The sequence below is a fragment of the Stenomitos rutilans genome (assembly GCF_059505485.1).
The window spans coordinates 19,984-37,229 of record NZ_JCACKR010000119.1; the positions used below are offsets into that span (position 1 = coordinate 19,984).

At 51.7% G+C, this 17,246-nt stretch carries 13 protein-coding genes and 1 pseudogene; 8 read left to right on the forward strand and 6 right to left on the reverse strand.

The window, feature by feature from the left end:
* Positions 1-296 precede the first annotated feature (296 nt).
* Together AC5JLP_RS25835 and AC5JLP_RS25840 are read right to left on the reverse strand one after the other, a co-directional pair.
* Positions 297-1,133, reverse strand: coding sequence for an arylamine N-acetyltransferase family protein (locus AC5JLP_RS25835; protein WP_496070710.1), 837 nt, complete (start codon positions 1,131-1,133; stop codon positions 297-299).
* Between the two features lie 70 nt (positions 1,134-1,203).
* Positions 1,204-2,424, reverse strand: coding sequence for a glutathione S-transferase family protein (locus AC5JLP_RS25840; RefSeq protein WP_496070711.1), 1,221 nt, complete (start codon positions 2,422-2,424; stop codon positions 1,204-1,206).
* Positions 2,425-2,489: 65 nt separating this feature from the next.
* Between AC5JLP_RS25840 and AC5JLP_RS25845 the strand changes: the two genes are divergently transcribed.
* Positions 2,490-2,675 (forward strand): hypothetical protein, encoded by a 186-nt coding sequence (locus tag AC5JLP_RS25845; RefSeq protein ID WP_496070712.1) that lies wholly within the window; start codon positions 2,490-2,492, stop codon positions 2,673-2,675.
* A 316-nt stretch (positions 2,676-2,991) separates the two neighbouring features.
* On the opposite strand, the gene AC5JLP_RS25850 is transcribed toward AC5JLP_RS25845, so the two are convergent.
* Positions 2,992-5,526 carry a sigma 54-interacting transcriptional regulator gene (locus AC5JLP_RS25850; RefSeq protein ID WP_496070713.1) on the reverse strand — a complete coding sequence of 845 codons (2,535 nt, stop codon included), beginning with the start codon at positions 5,524-5,526 and terminating at the stop codon, positions 2,992-2,994.
* A gap of 232 nt (positions 5,527-5,758) precedes the next feature.
* On the opposite strand from AC5JLP_RS25850, the gene AC5JLP_RS25855 reads away from it, so the two are divergent.
* From AC5JLP_RS25855 to AC5JLP_RS25865, 3 genes are all read left to right on the forward strand, one after another.
* Entirely contained in the window at positions 5,759-7,051 is a 1,293-nt protein-coding gene (locus tag AC5JLP_RS25855) for an ABC transporter substrate-binding protein (protein WP_496070714.1), read from the forward strand.
* A gap of 131 nt (positions 7,052-7,182) precedes the next feature.
* Complete coding sequence (locus tag AC5JLP_RS25860) at positions 7,183-8,022, forward strand: carbohydrate ABC transporter permease (protein WP_496070715.1); 840 nt, start codon at positions 7,183-7,185, stop codon at positions 8,020-8,022.
* A gap of 9 nt (positions 8,023-8,031) precedes the next feature.
* A complete protein-coding gene (locus tag AC5JLP_RS25865; RefSeq protein WP_496070716.1) occupies positions 8,032-8,859 on the forward strand; it encodes a carbohydrate ABC transporter permease in 828 nt (275 codons plus the stop codon).
* A gap of 77 nt (positions 8,860-8,936) precedes the next feature.
* Here AC5JLP_RS25865 and AC5JLP_RS25870 read toward each other — a convergent pair whose 3' ends face one another.
* Positions 8,937-10,175 carry an FG-GAP repeat protein gene (locus tag AC5JLP_RS25870; protein ID WP_496070717.1) on the reverse strand — a complete coding sequence of 413 codons (1,239 nt, stop codon included), beginning with the start codon at positions 10,173-10,175 and terminating at the stop codon, positions 8,937-8,939.
* A gap of 250 nt (positions 10,176-10,425) precedes the next feature.
* Between AC5JLP_RS25870 and AC5JLP_RS25875 the strand changes: the two genes are divergently transcribed.
* From AC5JLP_RS25875 to AC5JLP_RS25885, 3 genes are all read left to right on the forward strand, one after another.
* Positions 10,426-11,235, forward strand: a complete 810-nt coding sequence (locus tag AC5JLP_RS25875; protein WP_496070718.1) for a YebC/PmpR family DNA-binding transcriptional regulator — start codon at positions 10,426-10,428, stop codon at positions 11,233-11,235.
* A 92-nt stretch (positions 11,236-11,327) separates the two neighbouring features.
* Positions 11,328-12,167 carry a hypothetical protein gene (locus AC5JLP_RS25880; protein ID WP_496070719.1) on the forward strand — a complete coding sequence of 280 codons (840 nt, stop codon included), beginning with the start codon at positions 11,328-11,330 and terminating at the stop codon, positions 12,165-12,167.
* 136 nt (positions 12,168-12,303) lie between these two features.
* Positions 12,304-13,788: a family 10 glycosylhydrolase gene (locus AC5JLP_RS25885; RefSeq protein ID WP_496070720.1), complete on the forward strand. Its 1,485-nt coding sequence runs from the start codon at positions 12,304-12,306 to the stop codon at positions 13,786-13,788.
* Positions 13,789-14,004: 216 nt separating this feature from the next.
* Here AC5JLP_RS25885 and AC5JLP_RS25890 read toward each other — a convergent pair whose 3' ends face one another.
* Positions 14,005-15,201: a Coenzyme F420 hydrogenase/dehydrogenase, beta subunit C-terminal domain gene (locus AC5JLP_RS25890; RefSeq protein WP_496070721.1), complete on the reverse strand. Its 1,197-nt coding sequence runs from the start codon at positions 15,199-15,201 to the stop codon at positions 14,005-14,007.
* 283 nt (positions 15,202-15,484) lie between these two features.
* Here AC5JLP_RS25890 and AC5JLP_RS25895 point away from each other — a divergent pair, with 283 nt between their 5' ends.
* Positions 15,485-16,153, forward strand: coding sequence for a hypothetical protein (locus tag AC5JLP_RS25895; protein ID WP_496070722.1), 669 nt, complete (start codon positions 15,485-15,487; stop codon positions 16,151-16,153).
* A 164-nt stretch (positions 16,154-16,317) separates the two neighbouring features.
* Here AC5JLP_RS25895 and AC5JLP_RS25900 read toward each other — a convergent pair.
* Positions 16,318-17,246 (reverse strand): annotated as a pseudogene (locus AC5JLP_RS25900) (cell division protein FtsH); the annotation flags it as partial.

Genomic DNA, 17,246 nt, shown 5'->3' on the forward strand with positions numbered 1-17,246 from the left:
CAGGCAAATTGTCTGGGGCTTTTGCTTTGTCTGTTTAGAAGGCAGAGGGCAGGAGGCAGAGGGCAAAATCCTATTGATCGAGGCTTTGACTGTAACGGTGTGTCTTAATACCGATTTAAACAACAATCGCTACAGATGAATCGTTGCATAAGGGCAAGCAAGGCATTGCCTTGCCCCTACAGAATGTGTCGCATCTTCAATTTAATTTAGTATTAACTTACCTGCGTACTGCTGTGATTGGCAACCGCGTGAAGTGGCGATCGCGCTCAATGCCAGTCGCGGCAAGGGCGAAGACATCAAGCATCTGGCTCAATTAACCGTTGAAAGGTTTCATCCATACCCGCGATCGCGGGTAGCTGTAGATGAAAAACATCAGTCAAAGCGGCCCGCAGTGCTTCTACCGTATCAAGACGATGGCGCTCTGTTCGGCCATCTAAATAATGGGCGGTCAGTTGATTATTGAGCAAGACATTACGCTTATCTGGGTCTGGTCTAGTGACCATGAGCGAAGTGACAAAGTGTGAAGCAGGATGAGTTGAGACGTACCAATTGCTCACTTCATAATCGGGTAGTTGTCGCACGTGCAAATCAAAGCAGTAGACTGACTTCCATGCCTGACCAATCAAGATTTGCAGCGTGTAAGCATCATCGGTTTTAAGCAAGCGAAACGGTTCGTGCGGTGTTGGTTGTTCAAGGTCTGGTTTGAGTAACAGGGGCGTTGTAGGCGTAGCGCCACCGAAGCCAACATCAACAATGTACAGCTCGTTATTAAGGTCAACCCGAAGCACCATGTGGCTAAGCGGTGTGATCGTGCCTTCGGGAAGGTTCCACAAGACACGGGCAGCGAGATTGGTGATTTGAAAACCGAGTGCGATGAGCACGGCTCGCAGCAGTGAGTTCTGCTCAAAGCAGTAGCCTCCTCGCCCTTTGTGGATCAACTTTTGCTGTATCGACTGAATGTCTAAAAGAACGGGTTGTTTGAGTAAGGGATTGAGATTCTCAAACGCGATCGTCTCTGTGTGATGCTTGCAGATAGCCTGAAGCGTTTGAAGGGTCGGAGTGCGATCGCCACTATAGCCAATGCGCTCGAAATACGCATCGAGGTTGATTGAGTCTGAGAATTGATTTTTCATAGCAGTCGAGAATGCGATCGGTTTTGGGTGACAGTGTCGAATGTACTGGAGATTCCCTGTTTCGTGCGGTTTAGACTCTAGCAAACTCAGCCGGGTTTTGGTCGCGGCGATGCTGTATGGGAATGGGGGTACTTTGCCGATCGCCTGCAAGGGCAGCCGTGGTTTCTAGCGCTGCTCTCAACCGCTTGGCAGCGTAGATCGACATATCGCGGGGCACGCTGATGCGATCGCGCAAGTAGCGGAGCGCCACGTCGGCATCCAGGGGAGGCGCACACAATTGTCCCGTCATTAGGTTCGTCAAAGCACAACGCAAGGCAATATCCATCACCTCATCGTTAGCAGGATTCACGCGAATGATGTTGGCACGATGCTTGAGCACCCGGTAGAGCGCTTCAGTCCTAGCGGTCTCTGGTTCGGGAGCGGTGACATCGGGGAGACCTTCCCAGGGGCCGTGATCAACGCGAGACTGGTTGATTTTCGTTTGTGGTTCATTGTTCTCCCAGCAGCCTCCCATTTGCGGTGGCAGGTCATGTACATGGGTATGGAAGTCGCTTTGGGTGCCCCGGTAAGTGGGCCGACTTTCCATCGCATTAAACCAGTCAGAGAGGCGCGGATTGTCTTCGCGCAAAGAGTAGCCCTTGTAGTAGTAAAGGCTGGCGTTCATGCGTTCCACGTAGGGCGTGAAAATCACATCCGCTGTGCTGAAGGTTTCCAGGAAGTAGGAACCAGGTGTCGCACTTAAAGCTGCTTCCACCTTGGCAACGACGCTGATAAATTGCTCGCGGTTACCGTTTTCTTGCTGGGTCGATCGAGCGGGATAGCACAGCCACGCGCACCAGGAGCGAAAGAGCAAGCGTTCCAGATAGCGCAAGGGCTGCACGGTGGGATGTTTCATGCCAAACGCCAGCGGTTCAAATGCCTGTTCCAGCGCCAGCAAAATGTCGTCACTTTCGGTGATGAGGCGACCATCTAGCTCGATCGCAGGCAGCATTCCCGACGGCACTTTGCGCTTATACCAGCGCTCTTTTTCCCCGTAGCAAAACATTGTTACTTTTTCGATGCGGTAGGGGATCTGCTTCTCCTCTAACCACAGCCACACTTTCTGGCAATAGGGACACCAGGCATGATGATCGCGGTAGAGGGTGACGCGTACATCAGCTTCCGACTGTCCAAAGAGGCGCAGGCGGGCTTGAGCGTTGGTGGCTCCATTGACGGGATCGACGGAAAAGTCTGACAGGGCTTCAAGCTCTGACCAACTGAGGGGCGCGATCGTAGCGGCGATGGCTGTCATGTTTAAGGGTTGTAAGCGGCTGTAAGTATCGACTCAAGCAAGACGTTGAAGTGGTTCTGGCTAGTGTGAACTACCTGCCATACTCCAGTCTGGACGATCGATGCCTGAAAACGGCTACTGCTAGTTTAAAGCAAGGCTGTGCTCCTACACCGCTCTGTGCCTGCCGTAAAAACCGAAACGTCAACGCACTGTTTTGCTGTACTCAATCTCTCCGCCGCGATCAACGGATTGCTGTTGAATTGCCCCACTGAGTATCCGAGACTCTCCGATGAGTATGCAAGACTCTCCAATGAGTATGAAAGAGTCTCCAATGAGTATCCAGGACTCACCGACGAGTATTTAAGACTCGCTGACAAGTATGAAAGAGTCTCCAATGAGTATCCAGGACTCACCGACGAGTATTTAAGACTCGCTGACAAGTATGAAAGAGTCTCCAATGAGTATCCAGGACTCACCGACGAGTATCCAAGACTCGCTAACGAGTATGAAAGAGTCTCCAGTGAGTATCCAGGACTCACCGACGAGTATCCAAGACTCTCTGATAAGTGTTCAAGACTCGACAAAGTCTTACCAACCGACAATCACCTTCCACATGAGGGAACCAATCGCCAGCATTGCCAGATGTTGCGGCAAAAGACTGAGCAACGACTGACGGGCAATTTTTTGGGTGAGTACGACGCTGAGCCAGAACGAGAAAATCAGCGTAACGCTTTGCAAAAAGGCAATTACAGCGGGGTCTGCAATGGCGATCGGTAGGTTTGCCGTCCCAAAGCCAAAGGTGGCGAAGGTGACGGGCACAATTTGTCCGGCTTCTGTCAAGCCCAGACGGAAGTAGTGTGCCAGACTTGTGCCCAGAACGAGGGGCAAATAGCCATACGCCAGTTCCAGAAAGGGGCGTGGCTTGCAGTTGTGTTGCAAGAGTTGGATCACGGCGTAGGCGAGGAGGGCGCTACTGCTGGGTAGCAGTAGCGCCAACAGCGAAACGCCTGCGTGAATGCCAAAGTGATCCAGATGGAGATGCCAGCCAAACTGCGCTTCGATTTCGGGTAAGCGATGCAGAAAGACCGCTCCAAACAACAGAAACAGCAGGCAGACCTCAGCATAGGTCGGCTGGTGCGTTGTCCACAGTTCGATACCCGGTGGTCGCAGGTTTAGCTCGACAGAACGGTGAGGACAGGCTTTGAGGCAGGTCATGCACAGCACGCAATCTCGATTGTCTTCAAGCTGCGCGGGATGGGAGTAGAGGGGACAGCCGCCTGTTTCTTGACCTTCACCTTTTTCAGGGCCACCTTTGTAGCACTGGTAAGTGGTGCAGGTGGCAGAACAAATACCCTGCTGGGCGCGGAGTTCCACCATCGACAGCTTGGCAAAAAGTCCATTCATGCCGCCGATCGGACACAGATACCGACACCAAAACCGTCGCTCAAACAGCAGCGAGAAAATGACGGCTCCCGCCGTAATCAGCAGCAGCAGGCAACCGGATAGGTACGCGGTGTTTTCTAAGTCCCAAAGCTCTTCCCACAGCAGAATGAGGGTGAACATCCCAAACAGGAACCAACCGCCCCATTTCTCGGCTTGCTGACGTGGCCAGGGCAGCAGTTGACGCGGATAGAGCCAGAGGGAGAACTTCTGCGCGAGTTCGCCGTAGATCATAAAGGGGCAGACCGAACACCAGAGCCGTCCCACAAAGGGGAAGGCTGCCAGAATGATCATCCACCACCACGCCCAGAAAAAATTGAGCGCGATGTTGCGATCGCGGCTTTGCGGCCCTAGCATCAGCACGGCAACCACGACAGCAAAAAAGCCCAGCGTGAAGCCATAGTTAATGCGATCGGGATACCAGGGACTCCGCAAGAACTGGCGAAACTTCGGTGATGCGTTGAGAAGATTCACGCGAAAGCGTCTGGTTTTTCCGCTGACTGCCCAAAAGACCTCTTCGGTCAGTTCGGTCGCCCCATCGGATTGCAGCAGTGCCCGCTCGACCAGGCTTTCCAACTCCGTGAGATTCCCAGGAAAGTCGTAGCCTTGCAGCCGCCGCAGCGCTTCTGGAGCCACACCGGGCTTCGGCAGTCCCCGCGCCCGACACAATAAGCTGAGGTAGTATTCCACCTGCGCTTGAATGTCGGCTTTTCGGACTCGTAAAGGGGGGACGCGAATAATCTGCCCAACCAGCCCTTTACGCTCCAGATGTGGAAGCACTTTTTCGGAGGTCATCATAATGCGGGCGTTGCACTGTCGCGGTGTTGGGGGCAACTCACCATCGCGTCCTACCGGGTCATATTCGCCTGTTTCTAGCAGCCGCACGACCTTGCTTTGTAGCTCTGCTGGCAGTTCCTGCACGTTGTTCAGCAGCAGGGTGCCTTCGCCCAACCACTCGATGAGTCCCGGTTTGCCACCCACCCGCCCAAAAAGTTCAGACCCACTGGCTTGCAAGGTGTCGCAGTTGACTTTGATCATCGGCTCGTGCCGATCGCGCGACCCAAAGTGAATCAGCGCTGTCGCATTGTCTTTCCCTAATCCCGGTTCACCAAACACCAGCACCGATCGCCGATCACCCGCTGCCTTCTTAATCTCCTGCCGTAATCGGGTAGCATAACGACTGGAACCCACGATGCCTCGCCGGACTTTAGGCAACAGATAAGGACGCAGAGCTGTTTGGCGTTCTCGCTCGTAGGCCAGTTGGGCAGACACCTGATCGAGTTCGGTGGCGAGTTGACGCGAGAGCGTTTGGGTAATTTCGGGATGCTGCTGCACGATCGCCAAAAAGTCGGCTTTGGGAATGCTCCACACCACGCAATCGTTGAGCGTAATCACCGTCTGTTCTACGGGTTGGTCTAACGCTAGCTCCTTCAGGTGCAGCACCGTTCCCGGCAGCAAACTGACTGCATTCGCCAGTCCCGTTTTGCTAGTACGGTAGCTTTCTAACCGCCCCGACTTGAGAATGTACAGCGCGTCGGGCGGCGTATCTTCCAAAACGAGTCGTCGATTTTCCTGCACCGAGTCTTCCTGAATTGCGAAGGCAATTGCCTCTAATGCGCCCTCTGATAAGGAAGCTAAGCTTGTATTTTCGCGTAGCCATGCCACTTTTTCTGCCTGTTCCATCCCGCTTACCTCATCCAAGCTTGGCACCTGCTTTTTACCGACGTTTTCTCATTGCAATCGTACCTGAGTTGCCGCCGCAGCCTACAGTCCTCAATATTTCGACGCATGAATCGGTGGCATTCTCGACATTCAGCTTGTCTCTATCGTAGGAGAGATCTTTTTGGCTCGCGTAACAAGAAGATAGCGCTGTAGATTAAAAAGAAAGTGACTTGAATATGCGGCGATAAGCGTGATGAAAGTTAGTTTGCGAAAGTTTGGCTGGAGTTGTTTGCTGCTTGGAGCGATCGTGTTAACGAGCTGTCGTAAACAAGCGCTTTTTTTGCATAGCCAAAATACACTCAAGCCAAAAGATTCAACCGTTACTATCACGTTAAGCGGTTGGCAAAGTAATCCTAATGAAACGAAGCTTTTGCATCAAGTGATTCAAGAATTTGAGGCAAAAAATCCTGGTATTCGCGTTAAGTATGAAGTCATCAATAGCGAATACATGGATGTGATTAAAACGCGCCTCATTGGTGATGTTGCTCCGGATGTATTTTATTTGGATGCGCTTGAAGCCCCGTTATTAATGCAATATAACGTACTGGAACCACTGGATGCTTACATTACACCTGCATTCAATCTGGCTGATTTTGAACCTTCAATGCTCAATGCGTTTAAGCGCAACGGCAAGCTGTACGGCCTGCCCAAAGATTTCTCAACGCTTGCCTTAATGTATAACAAAAAAGCATTTGCGGCGGCTGGTATCGCGCAACCACCCAAAACATGGGATGAGCTTATTGCAGTGTCTAAAAAGCTGACGATCGACCAGAATCATGATGGAAAAATGGATCAAGTTGGTTTTGGGCTTGCACCCGAATTAGCACGACAAGTTTTTGTGTTAAAAGCCTTTGGCGGGAAGCTGATCGAGCCGAATGGTTATGCGGCTTTTGCTGAACCTCAAAGCTTGAAAGGCTTGCAGTTAGTCATTGATCAATATCGTCGCGATCGCACCGCTGCTCAACCAACAGATGTCGGTGCAACCTCAGGTAGCGAAATGTTGGGTCAAGGAAAAGTTTCCATGACGCTTGAAGGCCCGTGGGCCATTCCTTACTTTAAAGAAACCTTTCCAACGCTTGCTTTTGCGACAGCAGAAGTTCCTACAATCAATGGCAAAGCTGGAACAATGGCGTTCACTGTTGCCTACGTGATGAATCGCAAAGCAAAGCATAAAGAGGCTGCATGGAAATTGATTGCTTACTTAACTGGCAGCGAAGGCATGAAAGCATGGGCAAAACAAGGTTTGGCTTTACCAACTCGTCGATCGGTTTTAGCGGCATCGGGATACGAACAAAACCCCTTATATGCTCCCTTTGCCAGAGGTGCTAGGTATGCAACGATCTGGCAAGCGAATCAGAACTTACCCATCATTCGTATGAACTTCAACAATCAGTTTATTAGTGCTTTGTTGGGAGAACAGTCATTACCCCAGGCAATGCAAAAAGCACAAGATACCGCTAATCGAGAAATCTATTTATCTAATTAGAAAAGAAACAGACCTCTGAGGTCTTTAAGACCTCAGAGGTCTAAATACCAGGGTAGAAACTTATGAATAGATTGAGTAAGCGTAGGTGGGAAAAGCGAAGCATAAAAGATAACGTTGCAGGCTATCTGTTTATGGCTCCAACCATTCTGATTGCTGGCGTGTTTTTGATTCTTCCAATTGCCTATGCCGTTGCGCTTGCTTTCCAGAAAGTACAGCTTCTAGGCAATGTGAGCTATCAGTTTACAGGTTTAAAGAACTTCTTGCGAATTGCTCAGGACGATCGAGTTTGGATTGCGCTCAAAAACACCGCTTCGTATGTAGCGATCGTGGTGCCCATTCAAACAATCCTTGCCCTTGCCCTTGCCCTGATTTTGAATAGTCAAACTAAGGGGCGATCGTGGTTTCGGGTTGCCTTTTTTCTGCCCACTGTGACATCATCGGCAGTGCTGACGCTGATCTTCATGTGGATTTATAATTCCAACGGCTTGCTCAACAGTTTGCTGAGTCTTTTACACCTACCAACCTACAACTGGTTAGGCGATCCTAATGTTGCCTTAAAGGGCATTATGATCATGAATATTTGGTCAACAGCACCCTTATTTATGGTGATTTATCTAGCAGCACTACAGGATATTCCAGAAACGCTCTATGAAGCCGCTACATTAGATGGAGCCAGTCGTTGGGAGAAGTTATTGCACGTCACCATACCCTTCTTACAGCCCGTGACATTTTTTGTCGTCGTGATGGGTATTATTGGGACGTTTCAGCTATTTGATCAGTCGTATATTTTCTCTGCTGGCTCTGGCGGCCCTAACGATTCTACGCTGACGATCGTGCTGCTCATCTATCAATACGCCTTCAAAAACTTGGATATGGGCTATGCCTTAGCGCTTACATTAATCCTGGCAGCTATCTTGATGACCTCAACAATTATTCAGCGCACGTTGTTTAAAGAAGAACGTTTAGATTAGGAATTTTGTATGAAAGCAATACGTTGGTCAACCGCGATTCTCTATATAGTTCTAATCGCCTACACGCTGATTACCTTGTTACCGTTTGCCTGGGCATTATCAGCTTCCTTTAAATCGCTGGCAGAAATTTCAGCAGGAGGCTTAAGTTTGGTGCCCAAACAGTTTACATTCGCAAATTATCAGACAATTTTTACACAAGAGCCGCTCTTTGGTCGCTGGTTGATGAATAGCGCGATCGCGGCTATTTCTGTCACCCTATTGAATCTCTTATTTAATTCAATGGCAGGCTATGCCCTGGCGAGAATTCGTTTTCCTGGCAATCAGTTTTGGTTCTTTCTGATTCTGGCAGTGCTGATGGTGCCGGGGCAAATTACGCTCTTGCCTAAATTCTTGATTCTCAAATCATTGGGATGGCTTAATACCTATCAAGGCTTGATCGTGCCATCCGCCGTCAATGCGACGTTTATTTTTATGATGCGGCAGTTTTTTATTAACTTCCCTAAAGAGCTAGAAGAAGCCGCCGCGTTGGATGGTTTGGGACGTTTTGGCACCTTTTTTCAAATTGTTCTACCCCTCGCAAAACCTGCATTAGCGGCTCAAACCATTTTTGTCTTTATGGGTTCCTGGAATGAATTTCTGATGCCCTTAGTTATTCTATCTGATCCCGAAATGTTCACTCTAACGTTGGGTCTAAATGCCTTCAAAGGACAATACATTAGCTACTGGAATTACATCATGGCAGCCTCCATGATTTTTACGCTACCAGCCTTGGCTGTCTACGCCTTTTTTAACCGCTACTTCATTCAAGGCGTGGCGTTCACAGGTGGAAAAGGATGATAGCTCAGTGCGACTGTATCTAAATCTTAAGGTGTTGTTGATAGCTCAAAAACGTAAACAGCACCCGTCAGTTCTCCCTACGCGTTCCGTGCTTTAGGGTCGCCAATGATCAAATGACGATTCGACAGGCTGATGGTGGGTAGGAATTCCTTTCTGTCCGATCGTGGTACTAACTTGGCAAGTTGCGACCAGTACTCGGAGTTTGGCTGACGGCGAAAGAGAAACGCTTCCCCTTCGCTACTCCGGACAAAAAAGTTACTCTGTTGACCGATAGCAGCAACGACTGCGTAATCGCCCTTGATGGCGACTCTACGACCAAACCCGTAATCGAACAACCAACTGAGCATTCCGCCTAGACGATGCACATAGCGGGGTGCTATTTTGGCAGTCTGCCGCCAGTCGCCATTGGCAGTCGGGCGTTTGGCAACGTAGGCAGAGCCGATAAAACCGGGCGAACTGAACACCACACCCAAGAGTAGGGTGTTCCCATCCAGAGCAACCGATCCAGTGCCAGCAATGATACCGTGACTAAGGAGCTTCTGCGGCACCGGAAATACTACCTCCTGATCGTAAGCCCAGGTGCCCGTTTGGGGTTGACGCTCAAAAAGTACGCCAACAACACCTGCTGCTTGGCTTTTGTTACCACCCACTAGAATGGTGTCACCACTGACTGTCGCGACTCGAACCAAATAGGTGGCTGGAGCGGTAACCTTACGCTCCGGGTTTGGGGGGATAACAAGATTTGTTGTATATGACCAGGTTGCTGTGATGGGGTCACGCTCAAACACATACACGTCTCTGTCATCCCCCACGACAACTGTATTCTGATCAAGTGCCACGTCATAGCCAAAGTGGAAGCCTCCTTTTGGTTCGGGTGGAAAAAGCTTGGCTTGCTGTTTCCAGGTTGTCCCTTGGCGCGTGAAGATGTAGATGGCTCCTGTTCCACTCACGCCATCTACGTGAGCAACGTCGGGCATTGCGGTGGGAGCTGAGACTGCAATAGTATCGCCGCTAATAGCAACACTGCGACCAAAATTCCCACTTACTCGTTGCATGTCATCGGGCAGTAATTTTGCTTGTTCGACCCAGGTAGAGCTGGAGTATTCAAAGACAGAAATACCGACCCCAGAGGCAACCGCAAGCGTATTCTGATCAATAGCCACAGCATAGCCAAACGCATTTAAGTGCTTTGCGTCGCTGCCGTATAGCGTTGTGTTAGGTTGCCAGACGGGTTTAGATCGGACAGCGACGATCGCAAAAACAAGCATCAAACTGACAGCGAGACCTAGCAACAGGCGCAGGTGAACGGTAGACATGACTCTGTTCTCTTTCTCAACTCATTGGAGTAAAAAACGGCTGTCGATCGCGCGCGACATTTGGAAATATTAGAGCGCTGCTGCTTTCATGCCTTGCTCGTTTGTATGACTTGCGCCTCTGTCACACGCTGAGTTTTGCCTGCTCTACTCCCCACTCCCTACTCCCCACTCCCTACTCCCCACTCCCTACTCCCCTACTCCCCTACTCCGTTGTCTATCCTGTTAATGGCGTTAGTACGATCGACGTGACATGGCAGGACACAGTAAGTGGGCAAACATCAAACGGCAGAAAGCCAGAGTTGATGCAGTTAAGGGCAAGGTGTTTACCAAGATTTCGCGGGAGATTATTGTTGCCGCGCGGAGCGGGGTGCCTGATCCAGAAGGAAATTTTCAACTGCGGACGGCGATCGACAAAGCGAAAGCTGCTGGTATTCCCAACGACAACATTGAGCGGGCGATCGCGAAAGGGGCAGGCAAACTGGGTGCTGATCATGCGGCGCTGGAGGCTATTCGCTACGAAGGGTATGGGCCTGGTGGAGTTGCCATCTTAATTGAAGCGCTAACCGATAACCGCAACCGCACAGCCGCAGACTTGCGGGTTGCCTTCAGCAAGAATGGTGGCAATCTGGGTGAAACGGGCTGCGTGGGCTGGATGTTTGAACAAAAGGGCGTGGTGGAAGTGTCCCTTACACCTGTAGAAACTGGGCGCAAACGTCGATCGGAAACGGTTGCAATTCAGGAAGACGAACTGCTAGAAGCCTTTCTAGAAGGTGGAGCAGACACGTATGAATTGGTTGAAACCGAAGATGGAACGTCTGCGGAAGCCATGACCGAGGTGGCAAATTTAGAGACCCTCAGCCAAACGCTAAAAGACAAACACTATAATGTCAGTCGCGTTGAATTGCGCTGGATTCCTGGCAACACGCTAGAGGTGAGCGATCCTGACCAGGCGCGATCGCTCCTCAAGCTGATGGACGCACTGGAAGACCTGGATGATGTGCAGAGTGTAACCGCTAACTTTGAGATGACTGATGAATTGCTGTCGCTTAGTGTGGCGTAATGGCACATCGATCTGCACATTGCTCGTCGAAAAAAGCGTCTGCCGTGTCCTATGCAAGCTAGGATAGCGGTAAGTAGAAAGGGATTCTGGTGATGGTAGAGCGTCCAATTAAAAAGTCTGAACGTCAGGCTAAGCCCGAAGGCGAAAGCAGCGAAACCGTTGCAAAAGCATTGCCAACACGGAATGTTGAGCGTCCTGTGCTGAATAAAGATAAAGCTAAAAGCACAGAAGCAGTCCAAAGCAACGATAGAGAGCGTGGCAATGACCGCGATCGCGGTAAGGGCAGAGGCAAAGGTAAAGGACGTGATGAAGAGCCGAGGCAAATGGTCAACCCAGCGCTTGCAAGGGGGCCTAAGCCAACGAAGCCAAAACCACCAGAGCCAGAAGTTGAAGCAGTACCAGAAGACGTGACTGAGGAAGTCGTCGCTGAAGAAACCCTGGCGGCAGAAGCTGTGGTAGCGGAGATCCCAGAAGTTACCGCTGAAGAGCCTGCGGTGGCACCTGCGGCAGTGGAAACGCCAGAAGTCGCGACAGAAGCACCTGTGGCAGAGACAACTCAAGAGGTCACGGCTGAAGTTGAAGCAGTACCAGAAGACGTGACTGAGGAAGTCGTCGCTGAAGAAACCCTGGCGGCAGAAGCTGTGGTAGCGGAGATCCCAGAAGTTACCGCTGAAGAGCCTGCGGTGGCACCTGCGGCAGTGGAAACGCCAGAAGTCGCGACAGAAGCACCTGTGGCAGAGACAACTCAAGAGGTCACGGCTGAAGCACCTGTAGCAGCGGAGCCTGTGGCAACGGAAGCTCCCGAAGTTGCGGTTGAAGAACCTGATGCGGAACCTGCCGCCGCAGAGACTCCCGAAGCCGTCGCTGAAGAACCTGATCCAGAGCCTGTAACGGAAACTCCAAAAGTTGCGGCTGCGAGTGAGAATGCGTAGAGCAGGCGATCGCAGATCAATGATGCTTGGCAGCGCGATCGTCTACCCGGTTCGAGCACAGCAACGTCCGGATGGGTCACACGTCAGGATGTAAATTGGGTGCTGACCGTCAAAACGGACTCAACTTACATTACCTATGATGCATCGCAGAAGTGTTGTAGCCAGTCTGGTAGCGATCGCGCTGTCTATCAGCCTCTTCAGCCATTGGCTTTTAGATCACCCCTCCCAAGCTCAAACGCCGGACGAATGCCAATTGTCAGCCGCCGCTAGCAGCCAAAAAGCAGCGTTGCTTCAGGGTACGATCGCGGGTGATGCAGAAGCTCAACGTACCTATCAAGCGACCATCAGGCAGCAGGGGCAACAGCTACAGCAGTGCCGGAACCAGAGCCAGTTTCAAACTCAAGGGGTTTGGCTGCGTCTGTATCCTTGCGACAGCAAGCCGGGAGTGTTAGATGCGGTGCTCGATCGCATCGTCGATCGTGGCTACAACCAGATTTATGTGGACACCTTTTCTAACGGTCAGGTGCTACTGCCATCGAGCGGCAACCCAACCCCGTGGTCTTCTGTTGTCCAAAATCCAGGCTACGAGCAAACGGATCTGTTGGCACAGGTCATTCAAAAAGGGCACGATCGCGGGCTGAAAATCTACGCCTGGATGTTTGCCCTCAATTTTGGCTACACCTATGCAACCCGACCCGATCGACAGCAGGTGCTGGCACGCAACGGGCAGGGCGAAACCAGCCTCACCGTGGGCACGAAGGTCAGTCAGGATACCAGCTTGGATCTGACCGTGCAGGACGAAATCTTTGCCGATCCCTACAATGCCCAGGCGCAAAGCGATTACCTTCAGCTTTTGCAGACTGTATTGCAACGACGACCGGATGGCGTTCTGTTCGACTACATCCGCTATCCCAAAGGCGTTGGTGGAGCCTCCATTGCTAGTAAGGTCAAAGATCTGTGGATCTACGGCGATGCCTCCCAGCAGGCACTCTACCAACGTGCCCAAAACCAGCAGGGGCTAGACCTTATGCGTCGCTATCTTCAGCAAGGCTCGGTCTCCGCTAGCGATGTGGCTGCGGTCAAAAAACTGTACCCCACTGAGAAAGAACCCCTCTGGCAGGGACGATCGACCGGAGCTGCTTCCAAAAGTCTGTCCGCCATTCAAGCCGACCTGTGGACGCTGGTGGTTGCCCATGCCATGCAAGGACCGATCGACTTTCTCACCACTGCCGCCAATCTTGCCCGACAACGAGGCATTCCCGCCGGAGCCGCCTTTTTCCCTGAAGCAAACCAGGCGATCGGCAAAGGCTTTGATTCCCGCTTGCAGGCTTGGGATCGTTTTCCAGCGGCGATCGAGTGGCATCCAATGGCCTACGGGCTGTGTGGTGATACAAGCTGCATCAACGCACAGGTGCAAAAGGTACTTAGTCTGGCTCCAGCAGGGACGATCGTTGCGCCCGTTCTCACAGGACAATGGCAGCAAGCGACCGATCGTCCCTCTCTCGAAGCGCAGATGGGGTCACTGCGATCGCGCTCTCCCCCGATCCGATCAGTCAGCCATTTCTCCTTTGGTTGGCAAGAACGGCAGTTAGAGCGCGATCGACAGTTTTGTCGGCTATAGCGGTACAGCTTGGCTGTGAGAAGGCAGAGGGCAGAAGGGAAAAAGGCGTGTTACCGATCTTGAAAGCAATAGGAGTTGCGCAAAAGGTGTTTCGATCCCCGACTTCTGATTAAAACTCTAGGCAAAAGCTTGTCTCAGTGTAGAAGTCGGGGATCTGTGCGTGACTCCTGAGCATTCAGGAGCAAAGCTGCCTCCGCTTCTGCCTCCTGCCTTCATCTACGTTTTTGGCAACTTATACTGCCCCACAATACGCTTGGCGTACTCTGGCACGTGAGCGTCTAGCTTTTCAGGATAGTGACGCTTGACGTAGAGATAATTGCGGGTGAAGTGGGAGTCGATCGAGAAGCGGGCGTACTCCAGCCCTTTCGGACCCATTTTCTCAATGACGACACCCATCAGTTTGGCGGCCCACATTGGCAACGTCACGCCTTTGTCATAGGCAGGAATACTGTTTTGGACGGCATCATGGCGATCGCCCTGGGACATCACCGATTGGGTTTCAATCTGATCCTGCACAAGATCGAGCATTTCTTGACCGCGATCGTTCCGCACCACAATCCATTGCCAGCCAAAGGGCGCACCCATGTATCCCACAACGAGATCTGCTAAGGAATTGACGTAATCAAAACAGCTCATGCAGGACGGTGCGAACACATCTTTAAGCTGATTGGTTTTCAAGCCAAAAAACGGCACCGTTTCCACTGAGCCATCTTCATGCTTAAAGTGGACGCGAAAATCCTGCATAAATTCGTAATGAACGACTGTTGAGGGCGATCGGCTGGTCGTGTCTAGAAATTTCTGGAGTCCAGCGCGAGTCACGTTATCTACACAGGGCGTGCCCAGCACGTAAAGCTTCTCTAAGCCCAACTGTTTCTCCACCGTTCGGAGCGCCTGAATTTGACAACCCACTCCAATGACCAATAACCGCTTCAGGCCAGATTGCTCGATTTCTTCCAGCACAGATAGGTTGGGGGAGAGTGTGGGCTTGTTGACTTTTGCCGCAAGAATTTCTGCGGGGGTACGCGCCAGAACTGGCTTTGGTTGAAAGCGATCGTCTTCCGTATTCTGGACACACACCACGCCTTCCACCAGCCCGCGAGTCAGCATTTCAATGGCGATCGTGCTGACAATGCCCGTCCACTGTGCACCTTCGACTGGCTCAGTCTTGCGGGCTGCCATCATGCTCTGGCTCACGCCAAAGTACCACTCATCGGGTTGATCGAGGTTGCGGCTGCGGTGATGAATCTGTGCTTCTAACTCGGCAATCTGCTGATTGAGAAAAGCACAGGCATCTTTAACGTAGTGAATGTAGTAAGTATCACAAAGCCCACATTCGCTGCACAGTGCTTTGGCAGGGCGACGACTAGTGGGCTGGAGAGCTTTCGCCTTTTTGTGAGAGGGCGCTGCGGTCATGATGTGAAGTGTGAAAAGGCCACTGTTGATCACAATAACCCTAATGGTGTCCCGTGAGATCGAGCTTGCGGTTGGATTTCGTTGTCTGTTTGCTCAGTTCGGTTTTTAGCCGTGCTGATCGCTATCCGTCTTTTCAGACGATGCTTTGATGGCGCTTTCAAACTGCTGCCTGACAAACTGTCCCTGGAGAGAGGTAGCTTTTTGTGCATCAGGGGCAAACTGTAAAACAAGCGCTACAGAGCTAGACGATCGCACCCTTGTCTATACAAACTCTTGATCGACCATGAAACGGCTGCTAACCTGCTTGATTGGGTTCCTGGCTTTCACCACATCAAGCTGTGCCCTTGCGTCCCTGTTGACCGTGACTCCCAGAGACTTCATTGGGCAAACAGTGAGTTGCCCGACAGGCGATCGAGCAAAAGCAGAAGGCTTAAAGGTGTTGAGCGCACAAGCATGGCCTCAAGGCGTGATTATTCTTTACAGTGCGCTTTGCCCAGTTGTGCGAGGTAATGAGAAGGCAACGATGCAGCCTGTTTTTGGGCATCAGGTGGTGAAACGGCACGGCGCGACCTGGCAGGTGAGCGGTAGCGACAGCTATGGTACTGTACTGGAGCCGTCACCCTCAAGACAATTGGTAGAATATGGCATCAGCCGCTCCTCCAATGGCGATCGCTCTTCTCAAGCGGTTGAACGCTATGCCATCTTGTATGGTCGCGTGTTACAACCCAAAGTGCTTGCAGTGGAGGCGATGTTTGATAACGGTAAGATCCTGCGCGGCAGAAGCAGCAATGGTGTCTTTGCCTTGCTTGCTGCGGGTGCCACAGGGGTCTGTGAGCTACGCGTTTTGGGGGCTGACAATCAGATTCTGCAACAGGAGGATCTGATTGTGCCGAAGCAGTTTGCTCAAACGGGTCGATCAGTTCAATGCTTGCCGATGTCCCATCAACTCTAGCGATCGCCCACCACTTTGTGACCAAAACCTCGGAGGTTTAAGCAACGACATTTAGTGCTGATGCCGATGCTGGGTGAAACCTCTGAGGTTTGTGTAAGCCCTAATAAAAACGAGAGCGATGATGCGATCGCCCTCGTTCAACTACTTACTGAGAGTTTCGAGATTTAGATACGAGCAGCATACGCTTCCTTCTCAGGAATGTTTGTATACTCAGAAACGATCTGCCGGAACTCGTCGCCATCAATGGTTTCCCGTTCAATTAGCAGGTCTACCAACCGATCGATCACGGTGCGGTTCTCACGGATAATGCGACGGGCATCATCGTAACAATGCTCGACGATCGCACGGACTTGAGCATCAATGCGAGACGCAATTTCTTCAGAATATTCTGAGCGCGTCATCCAATCGCGTCCGAGGAACACTTCACCCTGCTGGCTTTCCAAGGAGAGCGGCCCCAGATCAGACATGCCGAAGCGAGTCACCATTTGACGCGCCATGTTGGCAACTTGCTGAATGTCGTTGCCTGCACCCGTAGTGACTTCAGCGTCGCCAAAAATCACGATTTCAGCCGCACGACCACCCAGCGCTCCTGTAATGCGGGCCAAAATCTGCGATCGCGAAATCAACGCCTGATCTTCGCTCGGTGTAAACCAGGTCAAACCCTGTGCCTGTCCACGAGGGATCAGCGTGACCTTTTGTACCGGATCATGATCCTTCACCAGCGTACCGATGATGGCGTGACCGATCTCGTGATACGCAATCAGTCGCTTGCTCTTACTATCGACTAGCGGAGTGCCTTCCATCCCAGCAACCACGCGGTCAACCGCATCATCGACTTCCAGCATGGTCATCGCGTCTTTGCGACGACGTGCCGTGAGAATGGCCGCTTCGTTGAGCAGGTTTGCCAGGTCAGCGCCCGTGAAGCCAGGGGTGCGACGGGCGATCGCTTCCAGCGACACCTCTGGACTCAGCTTTTTGTTGCGTGCGTGAACCTGAAGCACTTCCAGGCGACCTTTCATGTCAGGCGCGTCCACTGTCACCTGACGGTCAAAGCGACCAGGACGCAGCAGGGCAGAATCCAACACATCAGGAC

Excerpts from the sequence above, each read along its gene's own strand:
- AC5JLP_RS25835 (WP_496070710.1), bottom strand. The coding sequence starts at position 1,133 with ATGAAAAATCAATTCTCAGACTCAATCAACCTCGATGCGTATTTCGAG.
- AC5JLP_RS25840 (WP_496070711.1), bottom strand. The coding sequence starts at position 2,424 with ATGACAGCCATCGCCGCTACGATCGCGCCCCTCAGTTGGTCAGAGCTT.
- AC5JLP_RS25850 (WP_496070713.1), bottom strand. The coding sequence starts at position 5,526 with ATGGAACAGGCAGAAAAAGTGGCATGGCTACGCGAAAATACAAGCTTA.
- AC5JLP_RS25855 (WP_496070714.1), top strand. The coding sequence starts at position 5,759 with ATGAAAGTTAGTTTGCGAAAGTTTGGCTGGAGTTGTTTGCTGCTTGGA.
- AC5JLP_RS25860 (WP_496070715.1), top strand. The coding sequence starts at position 7,183 with ATGGCTCCAACCATTCTGATTGCTGGCGTGTTTTTGATTCTTCCAATT.
- AC5JLP_RS25865 (WP_496070716.1), top strand. The coding sequence starts at position 8,032 with ATGAAAGCAATACGTTGGTCAACCGCGATTCTCTATATAGTTCTAATC.
- AC5JLP_RS25870 (WP_496070717.1), bottom strand. The coding sequence starts at position 10,175 with ATGTCTACCGTTCACCTGCGCCTGTTGCTAGGTCTCGCTGTCAGTTTG.
- AC5JLP_RS25875 (WP_496070718.1), top strand. The coding sequence starts at position 10,426 with ATGGCAGGACACAGTAAGTGGGCAAACATCAAACGGCAGAAAGCCAGA.
- AC5JLP_RS25880 (WP_496070719.1), top strand. The coding sequence starts at position 11,328 with ATGGTAGAGCGTCCAATTAAAAAGTCTGAACGTCAGGCTAAGCCCGAA.
- AC5JLP_RS25885 (WP_496070720.1), top strand. The coding sequence starts at position 12,304 with ATGATGCATCGCAGAAGTGTTGTAGCCAGTCTGGTAGCGATCGCGCTG.
- AC5JLP_RS25890 (WP_496070721.1), bottom strand. The coding sequence starts at position 15,201 with ATGACCGCAGCGCCCTCTCACAAAAAGGCGAAAGCTCTCCAGCCCACT.
- AC5JLP_RS25895 (WP_496070722.1), top strand. The coding sequence starts at position 15,485 with ATGAAACGGCTGCTAACCTGCTTGATTGGGTTCCTGGCTTTCACCACA.